12 protein-coding genes and 1 pseudogene are annotated in these 15,250 nt (G+C 61.1%); 4 read left to right on the top strand and 9 right to left on the bottom strand.

The annotated features are described in order from the left end of the window. Nucleotides 1–10 precede the first annotated feature (10 nt). The 6 genes from OKC28_RS14525 to OKC28_RS14550 are packed head-to-tail and all read right to left on the bottom strand — an operon-like array spanning nt 11 to nt 6,473. Nucleotides 11–1,549 (bottom strand): hypothetical protein, encoded by a 1,539-nt coding sequence (locus OKC28_RS14525; RefSeq protein ID WP_408140379.1) that lies wholly within the window; start codon nt 1,547–1,549, stop codon nt 11–13. Further along, the gene (locus OKC28_RS14530) at nt 1,543–3,048 is read right to left on the bottom strand and encodes a VWA domain-containing protein (protein ID WP_256683837.1); all 1,506 of its coding nucleotides are present in this window, start codon (nt 3,046–3,048) and stop codon (nt 1,543–1,545) included. The genes OKC28_RS14525 and OKC28_RS14530 overlap by 7 nt, the downstream gene beginning before the upstream one ends. Nucleotides 3,049–3,072: 24 nt before the next feature. Further along, on the bottom strand, nt 3,073–4,068 hold the full coding sequence (locus OKC28_RS14535) for a VWA domain-containing protein (protein ID WP_256683836.1): 996 nt from the start codon (nt 4,066–4,068) through the stop codon (nt 3,073–3,075). Then, nucleotides 4,065–4,631: a DUF4381 domain-containing protein gene (locus tag OKC28_RS14540; RefSeq protein ID WP_256683835.1), complete on the bottom strand. Its 567-nt coding sequence runs from the start codon at nt 4,629–4,631 to the stop codon at nt 4,065–4,067. The genes OKC28_RS14535 and OKC28_RS14540 overlap by 4 nt, the downstream gene beginning before the upstream one ends. Beyond that, nucleotides 4,616–5,515 (bottom strand): DUF58 domain-containing protein, encoded by a 900-nt coding sequence (locus OKC28_RS14545; RefSeq protein WP_408140382.1) that lies wholly within the window; start codon nt 5,513–5,515, stop codon nt 4,616–4,618. Before OKC28_RS14545 ends, OKC28_RS14540 begins: the two co-directional genes overlap by 16 nt. A 7-nt stretch (nt 5,516–5,522) precedes the next feature. Beyond that, a complete protein-coding gene (locus OKC28_RS14550; protein ID WP_256683834.1) occupies nt 5,523–6,473 on the bottom strand; it encodes an AAA family ATPase in 951 nt (316 codons plus the stop codon). Between the two features lie 182 nt (nt 6,474–6,655). On the opposite strand from OKC28_RS14550, the gene fadI reads away from it, so the two are divergent. Together fadI and fadJ are read left to right on the top strand one after the other, a co-directional pair. Next, on the top strand, nt 6,656–7,966 hold the full coding sequence (fadI, locus tag OKC28_RS14555) for an acetyl-CoA C-acyltransferase FadI (protein ID WP_005311309.1): 1,311 nt from the start codon (nt 6,656–6,658) through the stop codon (nt 7,964–7,966). Further along, on the top strand, nt 7,966–10,116 hold the full coding sequence (gene fadJ, locus OKC28_RS14560; RefSeq protein WP_021140048.1) for a fatty acid oxidation complex subunit alpha FadJ: 2,151 nt from the start codon (nt 7,966–7,968) through the stop codon (nt 10,114–10,116). Before fadI ends, fadJ begins: the two co-directional genes overlap by 1 nt. A 184-nt stretch (nt 10,117–10,300) precedes the next feature. On the opposite strand, the gene OKC28_RS14565 is transcribed toward fadJ, so the two are convergent. Next, a complete protein-coding gene (locus OKC28_RS14565; protein WP_017412092.1) occupies nt 10,301–10,879 on the bottom strand; it encodes a PhnA domain-containing protein in 579 nt (192 codons plus the stop codon). 254 nt (nt 10,880–11,133) lie between these two features. On the opposite strand from OKC28_RS14565, the gene OKC28_RS14570 reads away from it, so the two are divergent. Together OKC28_RS14570 and OKC28_RS14575 are read left to right on the top strand one after the other, a co-directional pair. After that, nucleotides 11,134–12,363, top strand: a complete 1,230-nt coding sequence (locus tag OKC28_RS14570; protein ID WP_256688351.1) for a methyltransferase — start codon at nt 11,134–11,136, stop codon at nt 12,361–12,363. 335 nt (nt 12,364–12,698) lie between these two features. Continuing rightward, nucleotides 12,699–14,150 carry a chitinase gene (locus tag OKC28_RS14575; RefSeq protein ID WP_256688350.1) on the top strand — a complete coding sequence of 484 codons (1,452 nt, stop codon included), beginning with the start codon at nt 12,699–12,701 and terminating at the stop codon, nt 14,148–14,150. A 143-nt stretch (nt 14,151–14,293) separates the two neighbouring features. Here the strand turns inward: OKC28_RS14575 and OKC28_RS14580 are convergent, their stop codons facing one another. Further along, a complete protein-coding gene (locus tag OKC28_RS14580) occupies nt 14,294–14,698 on the bottom strand; it encodes a hypothetical protein (protein WP_256688349.1) in 405 nt (134 codons plus the stop codon). Nucleotides 14,699–14,819: 121 nt separating this feature from the next. Further along, nucleotides 14,820–15,250, bottom strand: a pseudogene (locus OKC28_RS14585) (IS630-like element ISAhy2 family transposase); the annotation flags it as partial.

Below are 15,250 nucleotides of genomic sequence, written 5' to 3' on the forward strand. Positions count from 1 at the left end.
TCCTGAGGGATCAGTGGCCTCGTCGGGCCAGCTGCCTGAGGCCATAGGCTATCGCAAATGTCTCATACGCGCACAGCGGGCCGGCGAGCCCTTGCCAACAAGCCAGGTTGTCAAGTGACGTCCCATGGGCGGTGAAACAGGCCCGTTCCAGCGTGGCAAGTCTGGCTGCCAGGTGGGGATCCTGGCGACAGGGCAGGGTGGTGAGGTGGGCATGACGCCGGTGCCAGCGCAGACCGGCCCACTTTAGCAGAGCCTGTCTGGCATGGTTTGCATCTGCGCGCTGCAGCGTTTGTTGCAAGCGGTAGAAGGCGTGCCAACGTGGCCACCCTTGCCAGAGTGCGCGCAGCAGCAGAGCCCAGATAACCCAGTAGAGGCTCTCATCACTGGGGCCAACAGGTCCGCGTTCTGCGGGCGTGGTCGCATCCATGTGCACCGATATGGCAGGTAGACGAGCATGTTCGATGCGCCCGTTTTGGGTGTTGAACCAGGGCACTTCTATGGCTGGCAGCAGATAGTCGCCAGGCTCGGTGGCAGTGAGGGCCTGACGCCACTGGCGCTCGAAACGAAGCGCCCCTTTGGCCAGAAAGCGCTCCTGTTGTTGCTCTCCGTCCGGCCTTGCCTGCATGCCAGCAGGCATATTCGCAGAGATCCCCGCCAGTTGGGACAAGGCTCGCGTGCCATCACCCCCTTCCATTATCAGCGTCAGCGTGCGGATCACCGGCTCGCCGGCCCTGGCGCCCGAAGCCGGACTCAGCTGCTGGCTCAGGGTCAGCTGGCTTGCCACGGGTTGCACCGGCGCCTTGTCAATCTTCACAAACAGGGTAGCGGCTCTGGCCGAGAGGGGGTCGCTGGTGCCGTTATCCTGCGGCAAACGGCCCTGAAAACGCGGCGAGGCCAGTGGGTGAAGTCCGGGGGCTCGGGCTTGCAACAGCCAGCTGCGGGTCAGCCGACCCGGTAATCCCGGTCCTGCCGGGGCTTGCCATTGATCATCCCCGAGTCGACGTATGGTAAAAGCGTCACTGTCGGGTTCGGTGAGATTGGGGGCTTCCATGTTGGCTGGCAGCCAGAGGCTGAGCTCATAGATGAAGGGCTGACCGGGATAGAGGGGCCCCTGATGCAACACCCTGGCCTGCAATTCGATGGGAGAGAGGGCTGCCTGGCTGGGTGCGGGTACAAGAGTCCCGGTCTGGCTGCGTTGTGGCAACGGCACCTCAGGGGTCTGTTCCGATCCCAGTGACAGTGCGGGAACAATATGGGGACCGGCATCCAGGGTATGCAGCGGGATCTGCCAGCGGGTCAGGCTGTGGACCGGCGTTGTGACCCGGCTGATGGTCACCTTGCCCACCGCGAACTGGCGCAGCAGGGGGGTGATGATGAGCTCGTTGCTCTGACGCTCCCCGTCCGCTTCTATGATAAGCAACCAGTCGCGGCTGTCGGCACCCGGCAGCAGCTCGGCCCGTGGCGGCGCTGCCAGCACTGGGTGTGCAAACAGCCAGAGCAGCAGCCAGCAAGGGAGCAAGAGGCGAAGAAGAGGCGCGCTCTTTACCAAGGCTCTTCTCCTTTGTACTCCTGGCCCCATTCTGTCTTGAGCAACTGACGGCGCTGAGCCTCTTTGCGCAGCCGCTGCTCCAGCAGCAACACTGGTGGCGAGGGAGGGAGCTGGCTGTCCGGCGAGGCAGCTTGCTCGGGAGCGTCTATGGGGTCGGGATCCTGCGCCTGTGGGGTCGCTTGCGGTGGCTGAGCCCGCAGCAGCGCAAGGTTGTAGCGTGCATCCTCGTGATTGGGCTCCTTCGCCAACGCAGCCAGATAGGCTTGCTCGGCAGCGACAAGGTTACCGAGTTGCACCAGTGCGTTGCCCCGGTTGTAGTGAGCAGTGGCACTGGTTGCACTCGCATAGGCGGCGGCGGCCTGGGCATAGTCGCCGGCTCTGTACCAGGCATTACCACGCCAGAGCGGATCCTTGAAGTCGCGTGCCGCAGCCAGATAGCGTCCCTGTTGATAGGCTTGCCAGGCCTGGCTCTCCTGCACGGATAAAGAGGTAGTGGGAGCGGCCTGCAAGGGCTGCGGGTTGAGGATCCCAAATCCTGCCCCCAGCAACAGCAGCCAGAGTGTGCCGACGCGGGCCAGCAGAGCCAGCGGCAGCAGGGGCAGCAACAACCAGGGGCCGAGATCCTGCGACTGATTGGCCGTCAGTGTCTGGGTCATGGGGAGCGGTGCAAAGCGTGGAAGCCCCGCCTGCAACCACTGCAACTGGCCATCCAGCTCACGGGCAAGCTGTTGCATGATCGTCACATCGGGGGCTGGCAGCTCGCGGCCGAGCGCTGCACCAAAGCCCTGCACCTCGCCAGAGACGGGGGGCAACCGGCTGGCCTTGCCGCCGCTGGCGAGCAATATATCCAGGCGTGGCGCTGCACCTTCATGGCAAAACAGCTCGTCCTGGCAGGGCCAGAGTGCACGGATCCGGTCAGCCTGTCTTGCCGAAAGGCCGTCGCTGATCAGCAGCAGTCGTGCACGCTGGCCTGGGGCTATCTGGCTGAGGGCCAGCGCCACGGCGCGCTCGGGGGCACTCCCCTGTTTGGGCATGATGGCCGGACGCAGGTCGGGCAACAGCAGCGCTATGGCCTGATGATCCCGGGTGGCAGGCATGGCGAGGTAGGCATCACCGGCAAACAGAATAAGGGCGATGGGGCGCCCCTCTTTGTTAGGGAGGGCCTCGGCCAGCATATCTTGCAGCAGCAGGCGCACCCGGGTTGCCCGGTCCGGCAGCAGATCGGTGGCCAGCATGGAGCGGGAGAGATCCAGCAACCAGATGTCGAGGGCGGGGGATGCAATGGACTGGCTCTGCTGGCATAGGGCGGGGCCACTCAAAGCCAGTATGACGGGCAGACAGGCCAGCCAGAGCCAGGGACGGGTACGGTGGTGTCCCGGCAGCAGGTAGGCCTGCATGGCGGGAGCGAGCAGAGGGGCCTGTTTGCGACGACGCCAGCCCTGCCACAACCAGGGCAAGAGGGCCAGCAGCCAGAGCGGGCGTAGCAGTATCAGCTCCATGATGGCCATCCGGGGCCATGGCGATCAATCATGGGTGTCTCCCCGTTGCAGTTGGGGGGGCAAACGCAGCAGGCGGGGCCAGTGCAGACGGTCGGGCCACATCAGCAACAGCCAGGCGAGTGCCAGGGGCCAGGGATAGAGCTCCCGGTTCGGCAGATAGCGGGTCCGGGCCGTGGCGGCAGGCTCTAGGGTATCCAGGGTCTGGTTGATGGCATCGAGATCGCCCTGGGTCCTGGCGCGGAAATAGCGGCCCTGACCCACCTTGGCCAGCTGTTGCAGCAGGGCCTCGTCCAGCTCTGCACTGGGGTCGCTTTGTGCCGGTTGCAGCGCGTCGACGAAGGTATCGGGGTCGGCACCCACCCCCAGGGTGTAGAGGGTCATGCCGCTGGCGGCAGCCCGCCGGGCCTCACTCAGGGGATCGGCGTTGCCCGCCGTGTTGCGGCCATCTGTGACCAGCAGCAGGGCGGTGGGGCGTTTGGGATCTGCATGCTGGCGAGCCAGCAGTATGGCTTCTCCCAGCGCAGTGGTGCGGCCAACCAGATCAAAATCGAGCTCACGGGTCAAGGTCAGCAGGGCCTTGGTCTCCTGGGTCAGGGGGGAGAGCAGGTAAGCGTGATCGGCGAACACAACAAGGGCGATGCGATCGCCGGGGCGCGTCTCGATCAGTCGGCTTATCTGCTGGCGTACCGCGCTGAGCCTGTCCCGCTGCTCCCCCTCATCCAGCATGTCCTGGGTGCGCATGCTGTCGGAAAGGTCTACCGCCAAAATGAGATCCCGGCTGCTCTGGTAAGTGACCAGGGGGGGCTCCTGCCATTGAGGACGGCACAGGGCCAGCACCAGGGCGCACCAGCACAGCGTCATCCGCCAGAGTGGCTGGCCGGCACGGGGCCGCAGCAGGGGAAAGCCGTCGTGCAGCAGCACTGTTCGGTTTTGCTTGTCAGCAGAGAGTGGCGGCAGGCCGAAGCGCACCAGCAATGGCAGCACCAACGCCAGCGCAAACCAGGGCCAGGCGAGGATCATGATGGCCTCCGGTCACGCAGGTGTCTGCGGCCCTGTTGCCAGCGGCTGACCAATGCGGCCATCCCGGATGGCAGCCAGATGCAGGCTCGCCCCCAACTCAGGTAGGCGCAGCGCAGTGCCTTGAGTTGCCTGGCGTTTGGCACCCCCTGGCCATAGAGCCATTGGGGCCACTGGAGGGCAAATTCACTGAAGCGGCAGCCCCCTTTGCTGTCCAGAAACGCGAGCCAGGCATCCCCTTGCAAGGTGCGCACCTCGGGCCAGCGGCGCAGGGCTGCCTCGCGCAGCACGGTTTGCAATCGGGGCACCAGATCCGGCGCCTCCCAGTCAATTTGTCGCTGCCAGCGGCGATAGTGTCCAAGGTTTTTCAGCGTCATGCCGATCAGTACGGCAATCAGAAGAGTGATCAGCAACCCCCACCAGCCCTGAATACGGGGATCTGATGCTGCGACCAGCATGGGGCCCGGGTGTATGTCACGCAGTTGCGCCGCCAGAGGAGAGAGGGGCGAGATTGTGGCCACGGCAGTGGATGCGCTGGCGAGCAACATACTTAAAACAGACGACATGCGCCCTCCTGCCACTGCTGTTGCAGCGACTGGCCGTTGTCGAGCCGGTAGAGGCGTTGTACCAGCGGCAGTAATTGTTGGTGGCACTGGCGGGCCAGACGTTCGGCAGCCAGTTGGTAGCGATGAGCAAAGCCAGGCTCAGTGGCATCGAGCCAGCCGTTCTGTCTGCCTGCCTGCACGGCGAGCCGTCCCTGGCTTGGCAGGCTCGCCTCCAGCGGATCCCGGATCTGCCAGCAATGGATGTCGTGGCGCCGCCCGAGCAGTTGCAACTGCTGACTGAGCGACTCATCGCAAGGTTGGTGGTCGGTGATCAGTGTCAATCTGGCGCCGTGAGGCAGGCTGAGTCGCGCCAGCGTCCGGGCCAGGGATTGGGATTGCAACGGCGTGCGATCCAGCCCCTCGTCATAGTGATGGCAAAGCGCTTCCAGCAAGGGCACCAGAGAGCCCCGCTGGGGGTGGATATGAAGCTCGGCGCCGTGGCAGAGCAGGGTATTGGCCTGTTTCTCTCCCTGCCACAGCAGGGCCGCGGCCAGCTCACAGCCCAGCCGGGCCTTGAGTTGCATCCGTGAGCCAAAGTACATGGCAGGGGAGAGATCAATCAGCAGCCAGTGGGCCTGATCTTGCTCCTCGCTGTAGAGTCGGGTGTAGGGGCGCCCCAGCCGGGCAGTGACCCGCCAGTCGATGTGGCGCACCTCATCCCCCGCCTGATAGGCGCGCAGCTCGCGAAAGGTGAGCCCCGGCATGCGGCCAAGCCTGCCCTGCTGGGCCGGTTGGACGCGAGCCCTCGGCCCCTGTCTCGCCCACAGCCTGATGGCCAGCAACTGGGCCAGGGTGAGGGCAATATCGGGGTGTGCGCGGGGCTCGTCCGGTCTGGTCATGGGCATGGGGTTGCTAGGGGCATGGTATCGCGTCCAGTAGCCGGGCTATCAGGGTGTCGTTATCGAGATTGTCGGCCAATGCCTGATAACTGGGAATGAGGCGGTGGCGCAGTATGGCGGGGGCCAATTGCTGTATGTCCTCCGGCAGCACGAAATCCCGTCCGGCGAGCCAGGCCTGGGCGCGGGCGGCGCGGGCCAGGCCTATGCTGGCCCTGGGACTGGCACCGACGGCAATGAAGGGTTCAAGCTCGGGGCACAGGCCGCTACCCGGGCGGGTGGCGCACACCAGTTGCACCAGATAGTGCTCGAGCCGCCCCTGCATCTGTACCTCTTGAACGCCGGTGCGGGCTGCCAGCAGATCGGCCTGACTCAGGGTCGCTGGCGGGGGGGCTAGTTGCTCGCCCCGGGCGTTGAGCTGCAAGATGGCGAGCTCCATGGCGGGGCTCGGGTAATCCACCATCAATTTAAGCAAGAAGCGGTCGAGCTGGGCCTCCGGCAACGGATAGGTCCCCTCCTGTTCGATGGGGTTCTGGGTCGCTGCGACCATGAACAGCGGCGGCAGGCGCCAGCTCTTCTTGCCTACCGTTATCTGGTGCTCGGCCATCGCCTCCAGCAACGCGGATTGCACCTTGGCGGGAGCCCGGTTGATTTCATCGGCCAGCACCAGGTGATTGAACAGGGGGCCGGGCTGGAACACGAAGCTGGCATCTTGCGGGTGAAACACCTCGCTGCCGGTGAGATCGGCAGGCAGCAGATCGGGGGTAAACTGGATACGGGCGAAGCGCCCCTCCACCGCACTGGCCAGTGCCTTGACGGCGCGGGTTTTGGCAAGGCCGGGCGCCCCCTCGATTAACACATGTCCTTCACATAGCAGGGCGATCAGTAGCCCCTCTATGAGGGCGCCCTGTCCCAGGATCTGGCTTGCCAGATAGTCTCTCAGTTGTCTGAACTCGGCCGCTGCCATGGGATGAACCCGTTGTTTTTATGGACGTTGTTCTTTTTATACTCCAGTTGTTCCAAGAGGGCGAGGGAGGGGGCCAAGATGACGGCAATTTAGTTTCAATCAGCCGTATGAAATTTGTGAGTGGATTGTTAATATGTGGCCCAATGAGGTCAGACCTCTGCCTTTTAACCCAAGGAGCCAGGATGAAACAGCCATTGAAACTGACGACTCGCCAGGGCGAACGGATTGCCGTCGTGGCGGGTCTGCGTACCCCTTTTGCCAAACAGGCCACCGCCTTTCACGGCGTGCCTGCGGTGGATCTTGGCAAGCTGGTGGTGAGTGAACTGCTCGCCCGTACCAGCCTCGATCCCAAGCTTATCGACCAGCTGGTGTTCGGCCAGGTGGTGCAGATGCCGGAAGCGCCCAACATAGCCCGCGAAATCGTGCTTGGTACCGGCATGAGCGTCACCACGGATGCCTATAGCGTGTCCCGTGCCTGCGCCACCAGTTTCCAGGCAGTGGCCAACGTCACTGAATCCATCATGGCCGGCACGGTCGACATCGCCATTGCCGGTGGTGCCGACTCCTCTTCCGTGCTGCCCATCGGGGTCAGCAAGAAGCTGGCCCGCGCCCTGGTGGATCTCAACAAGGCGCGCAATCTGCAGCAGCGCTTCAATATTCTGCGTGCACTGCGACTCAAGGACCTGATGCCGGTTCCCCCTGCCGTGGCTGAATACTCCACCGGCCTCTCCATGGGACAGACCGCCGAGCAGATGGCCAAGAGCCACCAGATCAGCCGCGAGGCGCAAGATGCGCTGGCCCATCGATCCCACACCCTGGCGGCGCAAGCCTGGGCCGATGGCAAGCTGAGCGGCGAGGTGTTCACCGCCCACGTGCCCCCCTACAAGTCGCCGCTGGAGCGGGACAACAACATCCGCGAGAGCTCGGATTTGGCGAGCTACGCCAAGCTCAAACCCGTGTTTGACCGGGTCCATGGCACAGTCACTGCCGCCAACGCCACCCCGCTGACCGACGGTGCCGCCGCCGTGCTGTTGATGCGGGAAGGGCGAGCAAAAGAGCTGGGGCTGGAGCCGCTCGGTTATATTCGCAGCTTCGCGTTTTCCGCCATCGACGTATGGCAAGACATGTTGATGGGTCCCTCCTATGCGACGCCGCTGGCGCTGGAGCGCGCTGGCATCACACTCGCGGATCTGACCCTGATCGACATGCACGAAGCCTTTGCCGCCCAGACCCTGGCCAACCTCAAGATGTTTGCGAGCGCCGAGTTTGCCCGTGACAAGTTGGGGCGCAGTCAAGCCATCGGTGAAGTGGACATGGACAAGTTCAACGTCCTCGGTGGCTCCCTGGCCTATGGTCACCCTTTTGCCGCGACCGGTGCGCGCATGATCACCCAGACGCTTCATGAGTTGCGTCGTCGGGGTGGGGGATTGGGGCTCAATACCGCCTGTGCGGCGGGCGGGCTCGGTGTGGCCATGGTGTTGGAGGTGGAATGATGAGTGCGAAGACTTTTTCCCTGACGGTACGTCAGGATGGCATCGGTATCCTCACCATGGACGTACCGGGCGAGAGCATGAATACCCTGAAGGCCGCCTTCGTGGACGAGATCCGTGCCGTGCTGGCCGAGGTGAAAAATAACAGCGAGCTGATCGGGCTGGTGGTGGTCTCCGGCAAGAAGGACTCCTTCATCGCCGGTGCCGACATCAGCATGCTGGCGGCCTGTACCAGTGCCGAAGATGCCCAGACCCTCTCTCGCGAAGGGCAGATCATCTTCGCCGAGATCGAGTCGCTGGCCATTCCGGTGATCGCCGCCATTCACGGCCCCTGCCTCGGTGGCGGGCTTGAGCTGGCACTGGCCTGCCATGGCCGTGTGGTGACTGACCACGGCAAAACCGTGCTGGGATTGCCGGAAGTACAGCTCGGCCTGCTGCCAGGTTCTGGCGGGACCCAGCGTTTGCCGCGCCTCATCGGCGTGGCCAAGGCGCTGGATCTGATGCTGACCGGCAAGCAGGTGCGGGCCAAACAGGCCAAGAAATTGGGGCTGGTGGACGATGTGGTGCCACCCTCTATCCTGCTTGATGCTGCCATCAAGTTGGCCAAGCAGGGCAAACCCCGCCATCAGTTGAAACGGGATCTGCAGGGCAAGGTGCTGGAAACCAATGCGCTGGGTCGCAAGGTGCTGTTCGATCAGGCACGCAAAGGCGTCATGAGCAAAACCCGCGGCAACTATCCGGCGCCAGAGCGGATCCTGGAGGTGGTGCGCATCGGCGTGGAAGAGGGGATGCAGGCCGGTCTTGCCGCTGAATCCCGTCACTTTGGCGAGCTGGTGATGACGGCTGAATCCGCCGCCCTGCGCTCCCTCTTCTTTGCCACTACCGAGATGAAGAAAGAGGTCACCTATCAGGGTGCCGAGCCACGCAAGGTCACCCATGCCGCCGTGCTGGGCGGGGGCCTGATGGGGGGCGGTATCGCCTTCGTCACCGCCACCAAGGCGGGGGTGCCGGTGCGGATCAAGGATGTGGCGAGCGCCGGTATTGGCAATGCCATGCGCTACAGCTACGACATTCTGGCCAAGAAGCTCAAGCGCCGTCACATTCTGCGCAGCGAGCTGGAAAAACAGATGAGCCTGCTCTCCGGCACCCTGGATTACTCCGGGTTCCATCGGGTAGACATGGTGGTGGAGGCGGTGTTTGAAGATCTCGCCCTCAAACACCAGATGGTGAAGGAGGTGGAGCGCGAATGCGGTGAACACACTGTGTTTGCCTCCAACACCTCCTCCTTGCCAATCCATCAGATAGCGGCAGAAGCGGCGCACCCGGAGCGGATCGTGGGGCTGCACTATTTCAGTCCGGTGGATAAAATGCCGCTGGCCGAGATCATTCCCCACGCCGGTACCAGCGCCGAGACGGTGGCCACCACGCTGGCGTTTGCCCGTGCCCAGGGCAAGACCCCGATAGTGGTGAAAGACGAGGCCGGTTTCTACGTCAACCGCATCCTGGCGCCCTACATGAACGAGGCGGCCCGCCTTGTGCTGGAAGGGGAGCCGGTGGAAGTGCTGGACAATGCCCTGCTGGACTTCGGCTTTCCGGTCGGCCCCATTACCCTGCTCGATGAGGTGGGGATAGACGTGGGGGCCAAGATCTCCCCCATCCTCGAGAAAGAGCTGGGTGGCGAGCAGTTCCAGGCACCCAAGGCGTTCGACAAGCTGCTGCAAGACGATCGCAAAGGCCGCAAGAACGGCAAGGGTTTCTACCTCTATGGCAAGGCTGCACCACGTAATCGGCTTACCGGCAAAGAGGGCAAGAAAAAGGTCGATGAGAGCGTTTACGCCGTGCTCGGGGTCAAGCCTGCGCCCAAGCAATCCAGGATGGAAATTGCCGAGCGCTGCGTGCTGATGATGCTCAATGAAGCAGCCATGGCGCTGGACAGCGGTGTGGTAGCCTCGGCGCGAGATGGCGACATTGGTGCCATCTTCGGCATCGGCTTCCCGCCCTTCCTCGGTGGCCCGTTCCGTTACATGGACACCCTCGGCATCGACCATCTGGTGGAGCGCCTCGAGCACTACCAGAAACGCTATGGCGACCGATTTGCCCCCTGCGATCGCCTCAAGGCAATGGCTGCGGAGCAGCAGCGTTTCTACGGGTAACGCTGTCGGAAACCTGATCCATGCTCTGCCTAATGGCCCGAGCAGGATGAAAGTGGTGGCCTGTTGCCTCGGATAACAAAAGACCCCCCTCAATGGCATGAGGGGGGTCTTTTTGTATTGCTATCCCGCTAGGGTGGCTTGCACGGGATGTGACTGCGATCGGCTAGATCCTCAAGCCGAGGAGTCAGGCCTTTTTCAGGTAGGCGGCGACCAGCACTATCTGTACGCCGTTGACCTTGCCTTCGATGTGCAGCGGGTTGTTGGTCAGGCGGATGCCCTTGACCAGGGTACCGCGCTTGGCGGTGAAGCCGCCGCCCTTGACGTCCAGATCCTTGATCAAGGTAACAGAGTCCCCTTCGACCAGCACGGCGCCGTTGGAATCCAGGGTCGGTACGCTGTCGTCATCGTCGCCAGCCTGGCCAGCTTCGGCCCAGGCCTTGGTCTCGTCTTCCATGTACATCATGTCCAGCATGTCCTGAGCCCACACTTCGCCCTGGCCGGACAGGGCTTTCAGCTGACGCCATGCCATGACCTGCACGGCAGGAACCTGGCTCCACATGCTGTCACCCAGGCAACGCCAGTGATTGACCACTGTGGTGTCCGGCTGTTCCAGCTGGCCACGGCAGGTATCACACAGGGCAAGGCTGTGATCATCATCGCTGGCCGGTGAGTGGGGCACAGCGAAGGCAGTCAGTGCCTGTTCGGCGCCGCACAGTTCACACTTGGCGCCTGCGCGCGCTTGCAGGATGGCATTGATGGTCATGTTTTGGTTCCATTCATGTTGGTAAAATGGCCCGCCTTGAGCGAACCAGGGTAAAGAGGGGGCGGAATATAGCATAAAACCCCTCTCTTTGTCAGGCCAACGCCCGGGCTCCGGGTTGTTTGCCTGGTTGACGCCTGTGCTTACAGTTGCCTGCCGGGGCAAGGCCAGGGTTAATGACCGCAGGTCAGGCCCAAGCCCGGCCTCATGGCGGCCGACCCCCATTGGCGAGTGCTTTTTGAGAAGGGATCGCTAAAATGAGCCTCTTTTTTGACTGCAAGGCAGGGGCAAGCGTGCTGGCTCAACGTTTTCAACAACTGGATAGATTGCTGACCGAGACCCGGCGCTGGTGGCAATATCAACCCTATCATCACCTGAATATGGCTTTTGCCGACGAGGCTCCCGCGCTGGCCGCACAGCTCAACGCCATGCCCCTCGAGCAGATCAATCGGCTCGATGGTGACATGGGGGCCCTGTGCGACCTGCTCGCCCCCTGGATCCCGGCGGGGGAGACGCTACACGCCTTGAGTGAACTTGCGCTATTTACCCCGGAGCCCATCCAGTGCGCCAAGGAGATGGCGCTGCACATGCCGGGTCGCAAGCAGGCGCAGATAGAAGCCTTTACCGGTTGCCTGCCACCCCATCAAGGCCCCTATCTGGAGTGGTGCGCAGGCAAGGGCCATCTGGGGCGGCTGGTCTCCCTGCATCGGCAGGCAGAGATCCTGAGCCTGGAGCTGCAAGGCCCGCTTTGTGAAGAGGGACGTCGGCTGGCGGCCCGCGACGGGGCTCGCATGCATTTCGTGCAAGCGGATGCCTTTGCGGCCGATGCCGGCCAGTTGCTCGTCACGGATCACCACGCCATGGCGCTGCACGCCTGTGGCGAGCTGCACACCCATCTGTTGTCGCTGGTGGCAGAACGTGGTGCCCAGGGGGTGACCATATCCCCTTGTTGCTATCACCTGATCCGCGGCACCCACTATCGCCCCTTGTCTGCTGCTGCCAAGGCCAGCGCGCTTGCGCTTGCCAAGGCGGATCTGCGGCTGCCGCTGCAGGAAACGGTTACGGCCGGCGCGCGCATCTCCCGTCTGCGCGAGCAGGAGGTGGTATGGCGGCTCGGGTTTGACTGCCTGCAACGCCAGGTGCGCGGGGTGAACGAATACCTGCCGGTACCCAATATGCAAAAAAGTCTGCTCACCGGCAGCTTCGAGGCGTTTTGTGAATGGGCGGCCGAGCGCAAGGGAATAACCCTGCCTGCGGGGATGGATCTTGCCGCTTTTCTGGCGCAGGGGGAGGCGCGTTATGGGGATGTCGCCCGCATGGAGCTGGTGCGCCATCTGTTTCGTCGTCCGCTCGAGATCTGGTTGGTGCTCGATCGGGCGCTCTTCCTGCAAGAGCATGGCTACCGGGTGGAAGTGGGAGAGTTCTGCGACAAGCCCATGACGCCGCGCAATGTTTTGATCCGTGCCGTGCGATCCTCGCTCGCATGAACCTGTGAGTGGCGTGCCCCGGATTACCCTGCGGCCAGCGGGGCAATCCGGGGATCATCAGACAAGTCATTGTCATGGCCAGTGGCCAGGATAAAAGGGTGAGGCAGGGCGATTATCATGCCGCTCTTGTCTTTCTCTATCCTGTTTCGACATCCCTGTGGTATGCCCACGTATCAGGCCGACATTCAGTGTCTCTTTTTATATGCTTTTCATGGCCCACGGCCACTAAGTGAAATGGCTCACAGAATCGTTTTATTTCTTAATTTTTGATGAGAATTTAGTTATAAAAAGGCCTATTCTCGGTATGAACTTTTCCGAGACAAGGACTGTGACCCATGTTCAAACCCAAGCGCTCTGCCTGGTTAGTTGCTGCTGCCTGTGCATTGCCAAGTTATGCCGCCATGAATATTCAGCCCGATCCACAAAATGCCGGTGGATATGTGATTGCTGCGCCAGAATTGGCCGTCGTTGAAAAAAGCAAAACTGCCAATCCCATGTATGGCGTCTGGTCAAAAGCATTGGCGACGCGGCCAAATAATATTGTCGATGCCATCATGCCAAGAGCGGCCAGCAACCCGGATAACGTCAAGCGGGTCGAGCGGGTGTTTACGGAGTCTGACTGGGAATATTTAACCCAGATGGCAGCGCCGGAATATACCTATGAACGATTCTTGCGGGCCATAGGTAAATTCCCGGCTTTTTGTGGTGAATATACCGATGGCCGGGATTCGGATGCCATCTGCAAAAAATCCATAGTGACCGCCTTTGCCCATTTTTCCCAGGAGACGGGTGGTCATATCAGCAAAGACAATATTTCTGATAATCCGCTGGCGCTGGAGGAGTGGCAACAGGCACTGGTGCATGTGCGTGAAATGGGTTGGTCAGAGGGGCAGGCGGGTTACACCACTGGGTGTGGGCAAAATGACTGGCAGAACAAGAAGTGGCCTTGCAGCACGGGGCAGGGCTATTTCGGTCGCGGCGCCAAGCAGCTCTCTTATCACTTCAACTACGGCGCCTTCTCGGAGGCGATGTTTGACGGCGATGCCTCTGTGCTGCTCAACAACCCGGGGCTGGTGGCCGACTCCTGGTTAAACCTGGCGTCCGCCATCTGGTTTTTCCTCACCCCCCAGGCACCCAAGCCCGCCATGCTGCATGTGATTGACCGCACCTGGGTGCCCTCCCAGCGCGAGATAGCGGCCGGTATCGGCTATGGCTTTGGCACCACCATCAACGTCATCAATGGCGGCATAGAGTGTGGTGAACAGAACAAAGACAAGGGTCAGCCGGTCAACCGGATCCGTTATTGGGAGGGGTTGGCCGAGCATTACCAGATCTCCGTCAAGGCCGACGAGAAGAACACCTGCTGGCAGCAGACCCCCTACGGCAGCCTGAATCTGAACGGCGCCACCGATGTGCTTTATACCAACTGGGATGGCAATTGGAAGTACTACCCGGACAGACCCGGCGGTTACTCCTTCGAATGTGAGCTGGTGGGTTTTCAGACCGCCTATTCGGCCCTGGTGCCGGGAGACTACGAGAAGTGTGTGACCAACTTTTACGGCTCCCATGCCAACTGGCCGAAAGTGCGTATTGTCGCCAAGCTCGATCCCGCACCGGTCGATCCGGTTGACCCGCCCGTTGACGGGCATGCTGCCTGGGATATCACCAAGGTTTATACGGCGGGGGCCAAGGTCAGTCATAAGGGTGCTGTTTATCAGGCCAAATGGTGGACTCAGGGTAATGAACCCGGCAAGGGCGACCCCTGGGCGTTGGTGCCCGTCAAGTGAGATACGTGTATCTTTCACTGTACTGACGTCATCAGTCTTGCATGTGACGAAATAATGAGAAGGGAGGCATTTTACCTCCCTTCTATTGTGGTTTTTAGTATCAATCCATTTAATGGATTGGCGGTTTTTATATACACCTGTGGCTAAGGTACATCGATGCAAGTAAACGAAGATGCATCAATCTCTTCTTGGCTAAGCAGCCCGAACTTCAATATTCTGGAACTGCATTCAGATGACTGCCACGGCTTGCAATTGCTGACGGATAACATGCACTCATTACCTGAGCAAAGGTAACTGGTTTGATTAAGGCGATTTAGCGCATTACGTTCATAGATAGACGCAATCACTGCGCCAACATTGGCTGCCGTATCTCCCTCACAAGAAAAACGCTCAACCATGATGTCTGTATTGGCGTGTCGAAACACCTGCTCAAGGCTGATTGGCAAGGTATCCCGTATTGGATTTGACATATGATCATATCGCCACACTATACCTGCCCCCATCACGGCACCGATCAGAAGCAAGGCCGCTGACTCAAACTTTTTCAATAGTGATCCCCTGTTGCTTGGATATTTGTCGTGCGGTATCTGTGACCTGTTTATGGCCATGATGGCAGATGGCAATACGCTATTTATTATCATGTCGCCTAAATAACTGATCCCAATAGTGCTACACCTTCGCTGTGCCATAGCCATTCCCCGGGAAAGGAGACACGGTATCCATGAAGTGTTTCACTCGGGCCAGCAGGTTTGCCATCCCTCTGCATTGATGATTGCGCGTGATGGTTTCATGTAACTTGTGCCATAGCCGTTCTATGTGATTAACCCAAGGGCTGTAAACTGGCTGGAACACCAGGCAGAACTTGGGATTCTTCTTCAACCATCGCTCGGTCTGTTTGCTTTTGTGAATGATGTAGTTATCGAGGATCAACGTGATGGTTTTGGCTCGTCGGTAGTGGTGGCGCAGCTTTTCCAGCATGGCAATAAACAGCGATGAGTTTTTCTTGATCCCGCTGACGTAAAGTACCCTTCCGTTGCCTGCGTGGAGAACGCCTGCCAGATAATGCTTGGCATTCTGCCCCGGTGTGACAACCCGCTTTT

Source organism: Aeromonas sp. D3 (assembly GCF_027705025.1).
Taxonomy (GTDB): domain Bacteria; phylum Pseudomonadota; class Gammaproteobacteria; order Enterobacterales; family Aeromonadaceae; genus Aeromonas; species Aeromonas salmonicida.